A 16950-nucleotide genomic window follows, 5' to 3' on the forward strand; every position below is an offset into this window, starting at 1 on the left:
CTTAGATTCTTTTTAAACCAAACACTTACTATTTTTGTATTCTTTAAAGTTGTAAAACTATACAAGCCCCCATGTATCGCCACCTTTTTCCTTCCTTTTTGGTCAGTGCGAGTTTTTGCGTAATTGTTGCATTTCGAGACAACAGCGAATTTGTCTCGGCGTTTCAAAAAATTAACAACGAAACCCTGAAAAATAGCCAAGCGTACGAAACCCTCGGCGATGCTACTTCGACCATCGGACATCGTCTGACGGGAAGCCCAAACGGAGCCAAGGCAGAACAGTATGCGTTTAATCTTCTCAAAAAATACGGCTACACAGATGTTAAGTTCCAATCGTTTGAGGTAGAATCGTGGATGCGTGACACCGTGACGTTGGACGTAGTGCCCAACAAAAGTGATAATTTCAGGACAGTGCCCGTGGTGGCGTTGGCGCATTCGCCCGTTCGTGCCAAAGTGAGCGGGGCAATAGTGGACGTAGGCAATGGCTTGGAAGAAGATTTTGAAGCGGTCAAAGACATTATCAAAGGCAAAGTAGCGCTAGTAAATATTGGATTGGTCAACGGAAAAGCAGGGCAAAAGAATTTGCACCGTTCCGAAAAAACGGCTTTGGCCATCAAATATGGCGCAAATGCGATTATCACCGTCAACCAAGTGGTAGGGAATGTGCTTTTGACAGGGACGGCCTCGGTGACGGGGGCGTTGATAGGTATTCCTGCCGTGAACATCTCGCGTGAAAGTGGCGAAGAAATTCGGAGTTGGATGAAGGTGGACAACGACCTCCATGCCATTGTGGATATGACCAACGTGAGTAAAAAAATAAAAGCAAGGAATGTCATTGCCACGATTCCAGGCAAAAGCGACGACCGAATCGTGATTGGAGGGCACCTTGATTCGTGGGATTTGGCAACGGGCGCAGCCGATAACGGCCTAGGGTCATTTACGATTATGGACATTGCTCGTACGTTTAAAGCCTTAAAAATCAAGCCTAAACGGACGATTGATTTCGTGTTGTTTATGGGGGAAGAGCAAGGCTTGCTAGGTTCGAGGCAGATGGTGAAAGAATTGGCCAAGGCCAAACAGCTTGAGAAGGTCAAGTTTATGATGAACCTCGACATGACCAACAACGTGTTTGGAATGAGCGTGGGAGGGCGCGACGAACTGATTCCGTTCTTCCAAGCGGTGGGGGAACAAATCAAAAAAGTGGACGATACCTACTCAAACATCGTTAGCAGCCGCGCAGGACTCCATTCAGACCACCAACCGTTTATGTTGGAAGGCATTCCGACGGGAGCACCTGCGGGACGTCTCGGCGCTAATGTCTATGGGTGCTATCACGCTGATTGTGATAAATTTGATTTGATCAATCGCGATGAAATGGTCAATGGCGTTCGTTTTTCGGCCATGCTGCTTTATGCTTTGGCCAATGCCAACGATTTACCCGCCCAAAAACTAGATACCTACAAAACCCGCGATTTAATGGTGGCTCAAGGGCTCAAAAAAGAGTTGGTTCTTGGCAAAGATTGGAAATGGACGGACTGATAAGTGTGCCAAGGGTTGCTCACAACCCGCCCGATAACCCCAAACAGGAAACACATTACTCAGCTTTAGAGCGTGCCAATACCCAAAATGCCCCATAGGTGGACAACATCACGAAGGAAAATGCCAGCGTGAGTTGTAGTGCTACAGGGTTGTGTAGTAGGTTATTCCCAATATACCGAACCAACGATAAAGGATGAGTAGCCACGTGCCAGCTATTCCAACGACCAAACCTCCCCAAGTAGATTCCATAACTTGCGACGACCAAACTCCCCCCAATAAGCAGCCAACTTGTGATTCGGCTGTAATAATCCTCCAAAAGTGCATGGATTTTCAGGACAGAATAAAAGCCCGTTAGTAGTCCTGCCAACGCAAACGAAAAACTCATCAACGCATCGTACCAAATCAAATGGTCGGGGGAAGCCCTCAGGTGAATTAGGTCGGTGATGAGGTAAGGAGCATTGGGAAAAAACAACAGCCAAGCTGCTGCTCCTAAGAGTACTCCCCGTTGGTGGATAAAACGGTGCTGAGCCAAATCTTCTACAATACAAGCGATTCCGAACGGAACCCAAGCCAGAAAAAGATTCCACGTAAGGAAAATTCCTCCAAAGTTTTCGGTAAACGTAACGCGGCCACAAAGCAAAATGATGCTTATGAGCGACACCGCAGCGAGTAGATGGTTTTTGTTTTTCATTTTTATAAAAAAGAACTTTGAAATACAAAGTAAAATAAACCAATCAACTGTGTCAATAGGAAAGCCCATTTTTATTTCGCTGAAAAGATGACTAAAGTCTTTTTTTTAGGGTGGAGATGACTTGATATTTGTTTAGGGCAAGAAGAAGAGAAAAAGCCATTATTGAAAAAGTACTAAAACCAAAATAGAAATGTAAGCTCTTTGTGAGAGAGTAAAACGAACAAAGAAAGGTTTTAATAGCTATTTTAATGGCAAAACGTCATTAAAGAGGGGGTTTTGGTAGATAGATTTGGGGGTTTTGTAGATATGCAAAATAACTTTAATCTAATTTTCATCTCGGCAGATAGTATCTTCTTTAGATTTACCCGCGGAAGTATTTCTTAATCTAAACTAAAAAACAAGTAAAAGTATGAAACAAAGGTTTACACTGCTGGCCGCAGTGGCGATGCTATTTTGTGGCCTCACGTTGTTTGCCCAAGACCGCTCGATTTCGGGTAAAGTAACTTCCGACGACGGGTCAGTTTTGCCAGGAGTGAGTGTAACGGTACGTGGAACAACACGTGGAACAACCACCGACGCAGACGGAAACTACAAAGTGTCTGCCCCAAACAATGCGCAATTGGTATTTAGTTTTATTGGCTTTACCAATCAAGAAGTAACCGTAGGGAAACAAAATGTTATCAACATCAAGCTTGTTTCTGACGTTTCTCAATTACAAGAAATAGTTGTAACCGCATTAGGTATTTCTCGTGACAAAAGGGCTATCAATACTGCTGTCCAAGAAATTAAGGCGGACAAACTAACCGCCGCTCGTGACGCAAACGTAGCCAACGCGCTTGCAGGTAAAATTGCAGGGGTACAGGTACTTGGGCAGTCGGGAGCGAAGTTTGGTACGCCTGACATCCGTGTACGTGGGGTCAATAGCCTTACAGGGGGTAGTCCGCTTTATATTGTTGACGGAACTCCCACGGACATCAATGCCGTAAACATGGATGATGTGGAAAACCTCTCAGTACTCAAAGGCCCTGCGGCGACAGCCCTTTATGGAAACCGTGCTGCGGGTGGGGTAATTTTGATTACTACAAAACGCGCTAAATCTGGTGAAGCACGTTTGGACATTAACCACAGTACGACACTTGACATGGTTGGCCTTCTGCCTAAGTATCAAAATGAATACGGTGGTGGATACTCGCAAGATTGGGAAATTTTTAAGTTTAACCCTGCCATTCACCCTGCTTCATGGTCGTCGTTTGATGGACAAAAGATGTTAGATTATTCTGCCGATGAAAGCTGGGGTCCCAAAATCGATGGTTCTCCTCACCGTTCTGCGTGGTCGTGGCAGCCTGGTCCTGAGTTTGGGCAGCTTACTCCTTTTGTAGCTAATCCTAACAACGTTCGCGACTTCTTTGAAAAGCCAGTAAGCCATAACTCAAACATCTCTTTCTCAAAAGGAGGTGATAATTACCAAACGCGTATCTCTTATACCCACATTATCAATAACGGTATTGTTCCTAATAGTAGCCAAACCCGTGATTTTGTGAGTGCTAAAAACTCTCTGAACATATTCAAAGGATTAACGGCCGATTTGAATATCAATTATTCTGCTACTAGGGGAGTAAATATTCCTGCGGATAACTATGGCTCAAGTGGTGGAAGTAACTCAACAGGACTAGGTGGGGCGATTTTGAATGGATTTAACCAAACCATCGGTTCTTTCAACCAGTGGTTCCAGCGTCAATTGAGCATTGAAGATTTAAAAAATTACAAAAATGCGGATGGTACTTACCGTAGTTGGAATATTGGTGGACCATTGGATGCGAAACCCAAATACTGGGATAGCCCTTATACACAGGTGTATGATAACACCAATAGCCGCCGTGACACTCGTATTTTTGGTGATTTTGGCCTTAAATACAAATTTACAGATTATTTGAAATTGTCTTTGGTTGCGCGCCGTGACCAACGTCAATACTTCCAAGAGGGGCGTATTGCTGCTGGTACTTTGAATGAAGGTGGAAAAGGAGGGTACTCAAACCTCGTACTTAATTCTCGTGAAAATAACTACGAGGCTCTTTTTAGCTTTGACAAAACCTATGGAAAACTTTCGGTAGTTGCCAATGCGGGTGGTAACATTCGTTACAACCTCTCTGAGTATTTCATTCAGGCAACTGTAGGTGGGCTTACTACTCCTGGTTTTTACAACATTGCTGCTTCTAAAGACCGCCCAAGCGTATCTAACATAAAAGGAGAACGTCGTATCAATAGCTTGTACGGAAACGTGAGCTTAGGGTATAATAACATTTTCTTCTTAGAAGGTTCATTACGCAACGACTGGTCATCTACCTTGCCCAAAAACAACAATTCTTATTTGTATCCTTCACTTTCAGGAAGTGTTGTGTTCTCGGATTTGTTGCCTAATAGCGGTTTCTTGTCGTACGGTAAGATTCGGGGAGGTTATGCACAAGTTGGAACAGACATTGGACCCTATAATACCATGTTGACTTATGGTACTGGGAATCCATTTGGTTCAAACCCTACTATGTATCTTCCAACTACGCTACCTAACGAAAACTTGAAACCAGGCTTGTCTTCTTCGTACGAAGGAGGTATTGACTTGAAGTTTTTCCGTAATCGTGTTGGGTTAGAGTTTACTGTTTATCAAAACAACAACAAAGATCAGATTATTCCTTTGGCAGTGGCTCCTACGAGTGGTTATAGCAATGCAATTATCAACGCAGGTTTGATTCGGACAAAGGGCTGGGAGATTCACATCAATGCCACTCCTGTAAAAGGAACCAAATTCCAATGGGAAACGGATTTGAACTTTGATCGTAGTACTTCAAAAGTTATTGAGTTGGCACCAGGTTTGACGAATTACCAACTAGGCTCATCGTGGCGAGGTCTTACTATCAATGCGCGTGAAGGCGAAGAATGGGGGTTGTTCTCAGGTAGTAAAATACGCCGAAACGAAGCTGGACAGCCTATTTTGGATGCAAAGGGACTTTATCAGTTCGATTTGAATCAGCCTTTGGGTTCGGTATTGCCGAAATTTAAAGGTGGTTTCTTAAACAACTTTACATACGGAAACTGGAACATGAGAGTCAACACTGACTTTATTGTTGGTGGTAAGTTCTTCTCTGTTACCAAAATGTTTAATGCCTATGCAGGTTTGGCTGCTGAAACAGCTGGACTTAACGAATTGGGCAAGCCAAAACGTGACGCTGTTGCTGACGGTGGTGGTATCTTGATTGATGGAGTTGGCCCTGATGGAAAAACACCTAATACAGTTCGTGCAGAGACGCAGGCATTGTACGAAGACCGTTTGTTTGCATTGCATGATTACTGGATTTTTGATCAAACATTTGTGAAGTTGCGTGAAGTATCAATTGGTTACAACTTCCCTAAAGCAGTTTTAGGTAAAGCCATTAAGTCGGCCAATATCTCGCTTATTGCCCGAAATCCACTATTGATTTACAGTGCTGTAGGTGGTGGAATTGATATTTCAGAAGCAGAGAGCTACTGGACGGAAGGTGGTCAGCTACCTCCAGTACGTTCGTTTGGTATTAACCTCCGTTTGGGCTTGTAATATAAAGCCTAAAGATGAGTTTGAACTTCAGTGCAATTTTCAAAAAGAATCATTTTATGAAAAATACAATTTTAAAATCAATTCTTGGAGCAGGGTTACTATTCTCTGTGACTTCATGCAGTGATTTTGGGGATATGAACGTCAGCCCTAATAGTCCTGCTAATCCAAATACGGCTAGTTTGTTGACAGGGGTTTTGCGAAATGTGGGAAGCACTACAACAAATATTATGCCTGCCTTGTATGCGCAGCAGTTTGGAGATGTGACTTACATAGAAGAGTCGCGGTACAAAACGGTACAGGTAGATTATAATGCACTGTACACTGGTCCACTTAGTAACTTGCAGTATATCATTAAGTTAAATACTGATGATGCTACGAAGACTACCGCTGCTGCTAATGGTTCTAATCCCAATCAGGTAGCAACTGCCCGCATCCTGAAAGCCTACTTTTTGCAGTACATCACTGATCGCTGGGGGGATATTCCTTACTCTGAGGCACTGAAGGGGGTTGCTAATTTTAGCCCTGCCTTTGATTCTCAACAGGCAATTTACAATGATTTGTTTAAAGAGCTTAAAGAGGCGCAAGGTCAGTTTGATGCTGGTAAAACTGTAGTGGGTGATATCCTTTTGAGTGGAAATGTAGCGAAATGGAAAAAATTCGCAAACTCACTACGTCTGATTGCAGCTTTACGCTTGTCAAAAGTAGATCCTGCTAAAGGAAAAGCAGAATTTGCGGCTGCCCTGACCGATGGAGTGATTACTTCTAACGCTGATAACGTGAAATATTCTTATTTGTCGGAAGCCAATAATGAGCACCCGCTTTATAATAACTACATCACTACAAACCGTAAGGACTATGCTGTGAGTAGTACGTTTGTGAACACATTGGTGAAATTGAAAGACCCACGCTTACCAGCAATGGCAGAGAAAAACATCAACGGAGAGTACCGTGGAGTACCTTACGGTGTGTTTCCTGTTACTTGGAAAGCGCAAGATGTATCTTTGGCAGCGCCTTCAATTCGTCAACAGAATTCTTCTGTTAACGTAATTACGTATGCTCAGGTATTGTTGGCACAAGCCGAGGCGGCCGCATTGGGATGGACTACAGGAAATGCCAAAGATTTGTATGAAGCTGCGATTAAGGCGTCGCTGGAACAGTGGGGTGTTTATAATGAAGCAGACTACAAAGCATACATTGCCCAAACTGATGTGGCTTATACTGCTGCTAAAGCCATTGAGCAAATTAGTGTACAACGTTGGATTACATTGTTTTATCAAGGAAGTGAAGCATGGGCAGAATGGCGTCGTACTGGCTTCCCAGCGTTAACTCCTGCTGCTAACCCATTGAATGGAGGAAAAGATATTCCTCGTAGAATGGCTTATCCTGCTACAGAATCAACCCTTAATAAAACTAACTACAACGCTGTAGTGGCAAAGCAAGGTAAGGATGACCAATACACCCGTGTATGGTGGGACAAATAAGAGTTATAGAACGCACATAAAAAGCTAGAAGGGCTGCCTGAAAAGTTTTTCACCAGATGATAATGGGGAACTTTTGGGCAGCTTCTTTTATTTAAGAGCATAATACCAACACTGATGAACACCTCGCCCAAACCTACCCTCTTCGATTACTTACACCTACACTTTTTGGTCATTATTTGGGGCTTTACGGCCATTTTAGGGAAATTAATCAACGCCGATTTGTCGCGGGTTAGTCTGACGTTCTTTCGGACACTTTTAGCGGCCATTGGCTTGGCTTTGGTGCTTACGCTACGCAAAGAATGGAAAAAAGTAGCGCCCCAAGACCGTAATAAAATGCTGGGCGTAGGCGTGATTATGGGCGTTCATTGGTTGACGTTTTTTGCCTCTGCCCACGTATCAAGTGCGTCGGTATGTTTGGCAGGAATGTCCACTACGTCATTGTTTACGGCTTTGTTGGAACCGTTGTTTAGCCGTAAACAAGTACGACCGTTAGAAATTCTAATGAGCCTGTTGGTTATGTTGGGGCTTTACCTGATTTTTCGTTTTGAGTTTGACCAATCGTGGGGCTTGGGCTTGGCGCTGATTTCGTCCTTGCTGGCCGCCTTGTTTACGATTGCCAATAGCCGTTTTGTCAAAACCCATCCTGCTTTGGTCATTACTTTTTATGAAATGAGCGGTGCCACCATGGGGATGTTTCTTGGGCTAGTGGGTATTGGAATGGTGAGCGGCCTTACACAAGCACAGGTTGTTCCTCAAAGCATGGATTGGCTGTGGTTGGGGATTTTGGCCAGTGTTTGTACCGTTTATGCGTATTCGGCAGGCGTGCATTTGCTGAAAAAAATGTCCCCTTTTACCCTCAATCTTACCATCAACCTAGAACCTGTGTATGGCATGGCGCTGGCGTATTTTATTCTCAATGAGCGCATGACCGCAGGTTTTTATGCAGGAACGGGCGTTATTTTACTGACAGTAATTTTGTACCCGATACTCAACAGCCGTTTTTCTAAAGGATAATCGCTGTCTTTATCTATCTCTTAAAAACCTTTGGCCAAATCTTGCTCCATCCTTCGCGGTCGCCAGGAAGGGGGGCGTCGCGTTTGATGTACCTGCCTTGGGCATCCAGAATAACAGCATAAGGAGCTCGTGTTATTTCCCATTCCGCTTCTAAAAATTCGTTTTGGTCTTGGGTAAGTTTTCCGTGCAGTCCCCTAGATTTACGTTTGACCACATTTTCAACCCACACGTTAGTGCTCTCTTTGTATTCTGACAGATAGACAAAATTAAGCTGCCCTTTCGGCAAAGACGCCTCTAGCTGACGGGCTTCGGCGAGGGCGCGCATTCCGTATTCGTCGTTGGTCCAAAAGAGTAAATAGGCGGGTGTTCCTCGTACTTTTCTTTTGATTTCATCCCAAAACTCACGCCCGCCCATGTAGATTTTTTGGTAGAGCGTAATGCCATTTCCCAATTCTGCCTCGAAATTTCCTTGGGTTTGCAAATCTATAATGTCGTGTGCTTCATTGATGGCGGTGGAGTCGTTACACTCGATGTGATGCAGTTCGTCCAACGATTTTTGGTAATAGGGCGAAGTCAAGGTAGGGCGAATGTGTTGGTACCAGACCATTTTATTTAAAATAGGCGCGGTGTAGAGATGTCTGACATAAAACGTCGCATTGAGGTAATCGACTCCTCTGTCTCCAAAATAGAAGCTATATTTTCGGTTTTCAAGTTCAAACGTATTGATTACCTCTAACGTATCGCGTTTTTTGCTGAAAAGGGTATTGAGCATCGTCAAATCCCGCGTTTTGGCCGAGCCACCCAGTGATATTTCCAGTAGCTTGCTTTTTTGTTCTTCGGAGATGTCGGGAATGTAGGTAAGAATGAGTGACGCAACTTTGGCAACAGGCAGTGTATTGATAGAGAGGGCAGGGGTGGTCAGCTGCGCGTGGGCGCTGAATTGCTGAAAAAAATCTGCGCGTGCAAAAGTAAGCAAACTCGATTGGTCTAAGTCGGCAACGGTACCAATCGGCTTTCCTTGAGGCCCCATGCGGGTTGTTCGTTGCTCAGTCTCGGTTGAAGAAATCACCCAAAGTGAATTTGGCACACGCTGTAGAGTTTGCTGCAAAAAAGAATACAATTGCGCTTTGGCGGTATTTTCAATTGAAGAAACCACCCATTCTTCTAGCAAGGGAGGAGCTTTAGTAAAGGCTGGAAGAGAGCGAAAAAACGCAATTTGTCGGTTACTTTCGGTATCTAAGTGCTGCCAGTATTTGCCTGCGTCAGTGGTGTTTGTCGTTGTGGCAGGGTTGGCTTCCAGCCACTTTTTGCGTTGGATATAAAACTGAGCGTGCAAATTATTCACCTCGGCATTGACTCCTGCAAAGCGGAGCGGAATGTCACTTTTGACCAAAGAATCGGCATAAATCGTCACTTCGACAATGCCTTTACTTCCCAAGAAGGGCATCACGAGGTTGTTATACGTCAAATAACACTCTTCCTTGGGAAAAATAAGGGGCATTTTGAGTTCAAAGCTACCGTTGGGTTGCAAAGGGGCAGCCCGTATGATTTCGTGGTTGGGTTGTAAAATATTGACCCGTGCGACCACCACCTCCGACGCTTGTCGATAAAGACGTGCCGTAAGGTTTTCGATTTTTCCCCGCACCACCAAGGTGTCAGTTTGAGCATAAGTGTTTTGGATGGACAAAAATAGCACGAGGGCTGAGAAAAAATACCAACGCAATTTCATAGGAATACTGAACGAATATGTTGTTATGGCTCTAAAAATAGTTGACTCAAGAACGTACCCGAGTCTGCTCAAATATACTTCTTAAAATGTCTTGTTCTATTTCTCCAAAACGAACGTTTCGTCTGCTAACTGTTTCGTAGGCCACTTGAATGGCTTTTTCGAGACGGTATTCGGTTGTGCCTTCGGTAGCGCCTCCCCACGAAAACGAAGGGATGTGCTTTGACTGAAATCCTGCCCCAAAAACGTTGGCATTGACCCCGACAACTGTCCCCGTGTTGAACATGGTGCTGATGCCCGCTTTGGTGTAGTCGCCCATAAACAAACCACAAAACAAGCGCCCCGTGTCTTCGAGGGTATGCGTGGCGTAGCTATACAGCTTTACGTTGGTATAATCGTTTTTGAGGTTAGAGTTGTTGCAGTTGGCACCTAGGTTGCACCATTCACCAAGAACAGAATTTCCCAAAAAACCGTCGTGGCCTTTGTTGCTATAACTAAAAAGAACAGAGTTGCTGATTTCTCCTCCTACTTTACAGTGAGGCCCAATGGTCGTGTTCATGCGCATTTTTGCTCCCCAGTTGACGGTCGCGCTTTCTCCCAGTGAAAATGGGCCCATGACCACACTGCCTTCGCAAATGGTTGCATTTTTGCCAATATAAATGGGGCCATTTTCGGCGTTCAAAATCGCCGCACGTACTTTGGCTCCTTCTTCGATAAAAATACGCTCAGGGGCATAGCAATGCGTGTGTGGGTCGTTCAGTGGTTGGGAAGTTCGCTGGTGGGTGATGGCTGCAAAATCAGCGTTGATTTGCGCACCGTTTTCCACAAAAATGTCCCATACATGTTGAATAACCGTAATAGGTTCGGGAAAAGGAATGACCGAAAGCTCGGTCTGCGGCTGTACCACTTCAAACGGCGAACGGTAGGCAATTGTAATGCCATTGGAACCCACTAATACTTGTCCTACTTGTAATTTTTCAACGGCATTGGCGATGGCAACGGTGGCACAAACAGCACCGTTGAGGAAGGTATTGTCGTGGGTGGTAATGAGCGGAAATTTATACTGAAGGTAAGGTTCGGTCAAAAAAGAAGGGGTTTTACCAAGGTAATGCACCCATTTTTCGGTCAAAGTCATAATTCCACAACGTACGTCGGAAACAGGACGGGTGAACGTGAACGGGAGCAAATGAGGGCGGATGGCCGCGTCGTCGTACAAAATAAAATTGGTCATAAATCAATAAAATCTATTAGAGTTTGTAAGCCTTTGGTAGCCACAAAGATAAGTTTTGCGCAAAATTTATTAGGTTTGCCAATACAAACATTTTTAACCTACCAAACTGCTCAATCTTTTAGAACCATGCCTAAATTAACCAAACAAATTGTTGATAACGAAACCCAATATAGCCTTGACTTGCCCGTAAAAGTACTCCAATTTGGTACGGGTGTGTTGCTCAGAGGGTTGTGTGATTATTTGATTGACCAAGCCAATAGACAACACGTTTTCAACGGACGTATTGTGGTGGTGAAATCTACCGCAGGTCTATCCGACGATTTTGCCGAGCAAGATGGTTTATATACGGTATGTGTGCGTGGGGTGGACAGCAACGGCGAAACCATCGACGAAGCCGTGACAGTGGGGGCAATTAGCCGCGTAGTATCGGCACAAGACAATTGGCGCAGTATTTTGCAAGTGGCTCGCAATCCGCACCTCGAAGTAATTATCTCGAACACGACCGAAGTGGGAATTCAGTACGTGGAAGAAAATATTTTTCAAAACCCACCTCAATCGTTTCCCGCCAAATTGACGGCGTTTTTGTACGAACGCTTCCGCACCTATGGTGGAAAAAGAGACAAAGGCGTGGTCGTAATTCCGACGGAGTTGATTACCGACAATGGCCTTAAACTCCGTGAGTGCGTCGAAAAACTTTCTGCTTATAATGAGCTTGGTAAATTGTTTAATAAATGGTTAAAATACCACGTTAAGTTTTGTAACTCCTTGGTGGACAGAATTGTGCCAGGGAAGCCCGATGCAGCGACTCAAGCGCAATTGGAAGCAAAACTTGGGTACGAAGACAGCCTATTGACGGTAGCCGAACCGTATTATTTGTGGGCCATTGAGGGCGACGACCGCGTGAAAAAAGTACTATCGTTTGAGCAATTGTTTGATAATGTGATTGTTGACGAAGATATTTCCTATTACCGCGAGCGCAAGCTTCGCATTCTTAACGGAAGCCACAGTGCTTCTGCTCCGTTGGGGTATTTGAGCGGATTTGACATTACGTATCAGTGTATGCAAGACCCTGCGATGTCGAAATACTACGAAAGTGTTATTTACGATGAAGTGGTGCCAACCTTGCCTTTTGAAGACCAACTAGCGGAGTTAAAAGTATTTGCGGGCGACATCTTGAGTCGCTACCGTAACCCGTTCATTCAACAAAAGTTGATTGGTATTACGCTCCAACAAACCTCGAAAATGAACGCTCGTAACGTAGCCACTATTCAGCGTTATTACAAGCAATTTGGCACCGTACCTAAGCACTTTGCGTTAGGTTTTGCGGCTTATTTGCTTTTTATGAAAGCGGTAAAGAGCGAAAACAACCAGTATTTTGGACAGCGTGGCGAGAGCTTCTACCTCATCAACGACGACCAAGCGGCCTATTTCTCTGAACAATGGCAAGGTGTGACGGTAGAAACGGTGGGAACGCTAGTAAATGAGGTGTTGAGCAATACAAAAATTTGGGATACTAACTTGACCAAATTGGCAGGTTTTGCCGAAACGGTCACCGAGTTGTTGACCGAAATGATGACCAACGGGGTCAAAGCAACGCTCGAAAAAGCGATTTTGTAAGTATAAATTTATAGATAGACTACTTGCGACGGCATCGCCTCAAGCGATGCCGTCGCTTTGTCTCATTAATTTTAAGCCAGTATGTTTAAAAACAAATTTGTCATCGGATTGATTGTAGCGGTTATTGTTGGGGTCATTGGCTACACATTTTTGGGAGAAGAAACAACCGTGTCTGAAGCAGATTACGCGGCAGAAATGGCGCAAGAGCGCAAAGACAAAGACAAGTTTTTCCGCGATTCGGAGGAGTCTCCTTTTCGTAAAACGGGCGATTTTAAAGGCATTAATTATTTCTCTCCGAGCTCTATTTATAAAGTAACTGCCACGGTGGTGCCTTACCACGCTACTGATAAAAAAGTCAACGTGCCAATGACCGATGGCACAACGGTAGCATACGAAAAATACGGCTTTGCGGAATTTACATTGCCAGGCGAGAGCGCCGCTGCCGACCTTAACGTCTATCGGTTGCTGATTTATAAACACGAATCAGGGCTGTCGATTCTGTTTCGTGACGCCACTGCTCCCAAAGAAACTTACGGCGGTGGACGTTACTTAGATTTCAAACTGGAAGACGTGAACGACGGTAAGTTGGCCATTGATTTTAACAAAGCTTATAACCCTTACTGCGCGTATAATCACGAATATTCGTGCCCTATTCCTCCCAAAGAAAACACCTTACCTGTGCGGATAGAGGCGGGCGAAAAGCTTTATTATCAGGCAAATGAGTAATTTTTGCCTGATAAAGTAAAAATTTGTATTTTTTTTGGAAAATATTAGGTTTTTCAAAAAAAAGCCATTTATTTGTATTATTAAAAGAATAAATGGTATTATGGGAAAGACAGTTACCATTAAAAAAGGCTACGATATTAAGGTAAAAGGCGTGGCGGATCACCGAATCACTAGCCTTCCTTTTTCAGATGTCATTGCGTTAAAACCGCAAGATTTTCCCTCGGTCATCCCCAGGTTATCAATAGAAGTAGGGCAAGAGGTTTTGGCAGGTCAGCCCTTATTTCATGATAAAAATAATCCCAGAATTCGATTGCCGTCGCCCGTCAGTGGTGAAATAGTAGAAATTGTACGCGGCGAAAAACGCCGTATTTTAGAGGTACGTGTGATGCCTGATCGCACGACCAAATATGTCTCCTTCCCTCAAACAAATCCCCAAGGACTAGCGCGCGAAGCCATCATCGAACAACTCCTAGAAAGTGGTTGTTGGGCTTATATTCGACAACGCCCCTATTCGCTCATCGCCAACCCTGACGATACTCCCAAAGCCATTTTTGTATCTTGTTTCGACTCGGCGCCGCTGGCACCTGACGTAGGGTATTTGATTGAACAAGAGCGAACGAGCTTTTTTACGGGTCTTCAAGTATTAGAAAAACTCGCTAATGGGCATTTGCACATCTCGCTTCGTGCAGCCCCCGAAGAAAAACTTACCGACAGCGATTTTAATGAAATTCGCCACCTTCATCATTTTAAAGGGCCACACCCTGCGGGTAATGTAGGCGTACAGATTCACCACATTGCACCCATCCAAAAAGGAGATGTGGTGTGGTATGTAAATCCCCAAGATGTTATCATCATAGGACGCTTGTTTTCTGAAGGTAGGTATCGAGCCGACCGTACGATTGCATTAACAGGTAGCTGCGTTGCACAACCGCAGTACTATCAGGTAATGACAGGCCAAAAGATAAGCTCAATTGTGGACGACAGAATACAGACTGACAATAGCCGTTTGATTCAAGGAAATATACTGACAGGGAAAAAAGCGCCATCCAACGATTTTTTGTCTTTTTATGGCAATCAGCTTACGGTTATTCCCGAAGGGGATACTCCTGAGTTTTTGGGGTGGCTGCTGCCTGGTTTTGAGAAGTTGAGTTTGTCACGAACGTTTTTCTCTTGGCTAAGTCCCAAGCGAACCTATGAGCTTGATACAAACCAACACGGCGAAGAGCGGGCTTTTGTGATGACAGGGCAATACGACAAAGTACTCCCAATGAATATCTATCCTGTTCATTTGCTTAAAGCTATTTTGGCAAAAGACATTGATAGGATGGAGCAGCTAGGAATTTATGAAGTATCGGAAGAAGATTTTGCGCTGTGTGAGTTTGTGTGTACTTCTAAAATAGAGGTACAACGTATTATATCTGAAGGATTAGAATTTATTCGACGCGAAGGATAATAAACATCTCCTAAACCAATCCTGATTTACCGTGAAAATAGCTCGACAACTTATTAAAGCCGTTAAGCCTTATTTTGAAGAGGGCGGGCGGCTGGAAAAGTTTCATCCTGCGTTTGATGCGCTGGAAACTTTTCTTTTTGTCCCAGGGCATACAACGTCTCATGGGGTACATATTCGAGATGCAATCGACCTAAAGCGTACTATGTTTACGGTCATTATTGCTTTGCTCCCTACGCTATTTTTTGGGATGTGGAACGTAGGCTATCAGCATCATTTGGCCTATGGTATGGAGGCATCACTGCTAGATAACTTCATGTTCGGTTTCTGGAAAGTCTTACCTATTGTCATTGTGTCTTATGGCGTAGGGTTAGGGGTCGAGTTTATTTTTGCCATTTTACGAAACCACCAAGTCAGTGAAGGTTATTTGGTAACGGGCTTGCTCATTCCACTTACCATGCCCGTTACTGTGCCACTTTGGATGGTAGCTTTGGCAGCGGTTTTTTGTACGGTATTTGGGAAAGAGATTTTTGGGGGAACAGGCATGAACTTTATGAACCCTGCCTTACTGGCACGGGCGTTTTTGTTTTTTGCTTTCCCCGCTTATATGTCGGGCGATATTTGGACTGATTTGTCGGCCGAATCAGGCCATGCCCTTATTGATGCTTATTCAGGCGCGACCAACTTGGTTACTTTTGATGCCAATTATACAAAACTCCCTTCGGCTGCGGATATGTTTTGGGGGTTTGAACAGGGTTCTATTGGCGAAACAAGCACTTTTGCTTGCTTGATTGGGGCATTGGTTTTAATCATCACAGGGATTGGTAGCTGGCAAATCATTGTTTCTTGTTTTGCGGGGGCTTTGGTGATGGGGCTGATACTGAATGGTTTGGCACCTGCCGACATTCCGACCCATGCCATGCACACCCCTGCCTATTATCATTGGCTTATGGGAGGATTTGCTTTTGGGGCTGTGTATATGGCCACCGACCCCGTGAGCGCCGCCCATACAGAAAAAGGCAAGTGGATTTATGGGTTGCTGATTGGGGCTTTTACTGTGATTTTGAGGGTGTTTAATCCCGCCTATCCAGAGGGGGTTATGCTGAGTATATTGCTGATGAATGTATTTGCTCCTTTGATTGACCATATTGTATTAGAACAACACATTAAAAACCGTAACAAACGTGCATAGCAACCAATACACCCTGATGTATGCCTCCGTCTTGTCGGTTATCACGGCAATTGTACTGGCAGTGGCAGCGGTAGGGCTCAAGCCTGCCCAAGAGGCAAACAGTGCCCTAGATAAAAAGTCTAACATCCTTCGTGCAGTACGCCTGAGTTTTAGTGAGCGTTCTCAAATCGAAGATACGTATGCCAAAGGTATCCAAGAAATGGTACTCAACGCGGCAGGAGAAGTGGTGAATGATGTCAAAGTGAGCGAGATAAACCTAAAAACTGAAGCAGGAAAAACACCCCAAGAACGACGTCTTCCTTTGTATGTATTTACGGAGCAAACGGGAAAAAAATACTACATCGTACCAATGCAAGGAGTGGGGCTTTGGGGGGCGATTTGGGGGTATCTTTCCATTCAAGATGATTTCAGTACGGTGTATGGTGCTTTTTTTGACCATAAAAGTGAAACGCCAGGTTTGGGAGCAGAAATCGCTGAAATGCCATTTCAGGAACAATTTCAAGGAAAACAAATCATGGAAGAAGGGCAGTTTGTCTCTGTCAATGTAATCAAAAAAACAGATAAGTCAGATTTCGGGGCAGAACATCGGGTCGATGCCATTTCGGGGGGAACTATTACCTCAAAAGGCACAAGTAATATGATAAAAAATGGGTTAGAACCCTATTTGGCTTATTTTGAGAAACTTAAAAAATAAACAA

Annotated in this window: 12 protein-coding genes; 9 read left to right on the top strand and 3 right to left on the bottom strand. The window is 44.3% G+C overall.

The features are described 5' to 3' along the window. Nucleotides 1-71 precede the first annotated feature (71 nt). Nucleotides 72-1538 (top strand): M20/M25/M40 family metallo-hydrolase, encoded by a 1467-nt coding sequence (locus AC23N5_RS18750; protein WP_183974672.1) that lies wholly within the window; start codon nucleotides 72-74, stop codon nucleotides 1536-1538. A gap of 55 nt (nucleotides 1539-1593) precedes the next feature. On the opposite strand, the gene AC23N5_RS18755 is transcribed toward AC23N5_RS18750, so the two are convergent. Continuing rightward, a complete protein-coding gene (locus AC23N5_RS18755) occupies nucleotides 1594-2229 on the bottom strand; it encodes a DUF1361 domain-containing protein (protein WP_028525827.1) in 636 nt (211 codons plus the stop codon). Nucleotides 2230-2638: 409 nt separating this feature from the next. On the opposite strand from AC23N5_RS18755, the gene AC23N5_RS18760 reads away from it, so the two are divergent. The 3 genes from AC23N5_RS18760 (at nucleotide 2639) to AC23N5_RS18770 (ending at nucleotide 8310) form a co-directional block, all read left to right on the top strand. Next, nucleotides 2639-5815: a SusC/RagA family TonB-linked outer membrane protein gene (locus AC23N5_RS18760; RefSeq protein ID WP_487756763.1), complete on the top strand. Its 3177-nt coding sequence runs from the start codon at nucleotides 2639-2641 to the stop codon at nucleotides 5813-5815. Nucleotides 5816-5871: 56 nt separating this feature from the next. Beyond that, nucleotides 5872-7296 (top strand): SusD/RagB family nutrient-binding outer membrane lipoprotein, encoded by a 1425-nt coding sequence (locus AC23N5_RS18765; protein ID WP_487756764.1) that lies wholly within the window; start codon nucleotides 5872-5874, stop codon nucleotides 7294-7296. Nucleotides 7297-7410: 114 nt separating this feature from the next. Further along, complete coding sequence (locus tag AC23N5_RS18770; protein WP_183974665.1) at nucleotides 7411-8310, top strand: DMT family transporter; 900 nt, start codon at nucleotides 7411-7413, stop codon at nucleotides 8308-8310. 13 nt (nucleotides 8311-8323) lie between these two features. Here AC23N5_RS18770 and AC23N5_RS18775 read toward each other — a convergent pair whose 3' ends face one another. Together AC23N5_RS18775 and AC23N5_RS18780 are read right to left on the bottom strand one after the other, a co-directional pair. Further along, entirely contained in the window at nucleotides 8324-10039 is a 1716-nt protein-coding gene (locus AC23N5_RS18775; protein ID WP_487756765.1) for a hypothetical protein, read from the bottom strand. Between the two features lie 46 nt (nucleotides 10040-10085). Then, nucleotides 10086-11267: a GlmU family protein gene (locus tag AC23N5_RS18780; RefSeq protein ID WP_487756766.1), complete on the bottom strand. Its 1182-nt coding sequence runs from the start codon at nucleotides 11265-11267 to the stop codon at nucleotides 10086-10088. 126 nt (nucleotides 11268-11393) lie between these two features. Between AC23N5_RS18780 and AC23N5_RS18785 the strand changes: the two genes are divergently transcribed. The 5 genes from AC23N5_RS18785 (at nucleotide 11394) to nqrC (ending at nucleotide 16946) form a co-directional block, all read left to right on the top strand. Then, nucleotides 11394-12884 (top strand): tagaturonate reductase, encoded by a 1491-nt coding sequence (locus AC23N5_RS18785; RefSeq protein ID WP_487756767.1) that lies wholly within the window; start codon nucleotides 11394-11396, stop codon nucleotides 12882-12884. An 81-nt stretch (nucleotides 12885-12965) separates the two neighbouring features. Further along, nucleotides 12966-13610 (top strand): DUF1684 domain-containing protein, encoded by a 645-nt coding sequence (locus AC23N5_RS18790; protein WP_487756768.1) that lies wholly within the window; start codon nucleotides 12966-12968, stop codon nucleotides 13608-13610. A 100-nt stretch (nucleotides 13611-13710) separates the two neighbouring features. Then, the gene (locus AC23N5_RS18795; protein WP_487756769.1) at nucleotides 13711-15063 is read left to right on the top strand and encodes a Na(+)-translocating NADH-quinone reductase subunit A; all 1353 of its coding nucleotides are present in this window, start codon (nucleotides 13711-13713) and stop codon (nucleotides 15061-15063) included. A gap of 31 nt (nucleotides 15064-15094) precedes the next feature. Next, on the top strand, nucleotides 15095-16252 hold the full coding sequence (locus AC23N5_RS18800) for an NADH:ubiquinone reductase (Na(+)-transporting) subunit B (RefSeq protein ID WP_487756770.1): 1158 nt from the start codon (nucleotides 15095-15097) through the stop codon (nucleotides 16250-16252). Beyond that, complete coding sequence (gene nqrC / locus AC23N5_RS18805; protein WP_487756771.1) at nucleotides 16245-16946, top strand: NADH:ubiquinone reductase (Na(+)-transporting) subunit C; 702 nt, start codon at nucleotides 16245-16247, stop codon at nucleotides 16944-16946. Before AC23N5_RS18800 ends, nqrC begins: the two co-directional genes overlap by 8 nt. Nucleotides 16947-16950 lie beyond the last annotated feature (4 nt).

Source organism: Runella sp. R5_40 (assembly GCF_057652295.1).

Excerpts from the sequence above, each read along its gene's own strand:
- AC23N5_RS18750 (WP_183974672.1), top strand. The coding sequence starts at position 72 with ATGTATCGCCACCTTTTTCCTTCCTTTTTGGTCAGTGCGAGTTTTTGC.
- AC23N5_RS18755 (WP_028525827.1), bottom strand. The coding sequence starts at position 2,229 with ATGAAAAACAAAAACCATCTACTCGCTGCGGTGTCGCTCATAAGCATC.
- AC23N5_RS18760 (WP_487756763.1), top strand. The coding sequence starts at position 2,639 with ATGAAACAAAGGTTTACACTGCTGGCCGCAGTGGCGATGCTATTTTGT.
- AC23N5_RS18765 (WP_487756764.1), top strand. The coding sequence starts at position 5,872 with ATGAAAAATACAATTTTAAAATCAATTCTTGGAGCAGGGTTACTATTC.
- AC23N5_RS18770 (WP_183974665.1), top strand. The coding sequence starts at position 7,411 with ATGAACACCTCGCCCAAACCTACCCTCTTCGATTACTTACACCTACAC.
- AC23N5_RS18775 (WP_487756765.1), bottom strand. The coding sequence starts at position 10,039 with ATGAAATTGCGTTGGTATTTTTTCTCAGCCCTCGTGCTATTTTTGTCC.
- AC23N5_RS18780 (WP_487756766.1), bottom strand. The coding sequence starts at position 11,267 with ATGACCAATTTTATTTTGTACGACGACGCGGCCATCCGCCCTCATTTG.
- AC23N5_RS18785 (WP_487756767.1), top strand. The coding sequence starts at position 11,394 with ATGCCTAAATTAACCAAACAAATTGTTGATAACGAAACCCAATATAGC.
- AC23N5_RS18790 (WP_487756768.1), top strand. The coding sequence starts at position 12,966 with ATGTTTAAAAACAAATTTGTCATCGGATTGATTGTAGCGGTTATTGTT.
- AC23N5_RS18795 (WP_487756769.1), top strand. The coding sequence starts at position 13,711 with ATGGGAAAGACAGTTACCATTAAAAAAGGCTACGATATTAAGGTAAAA.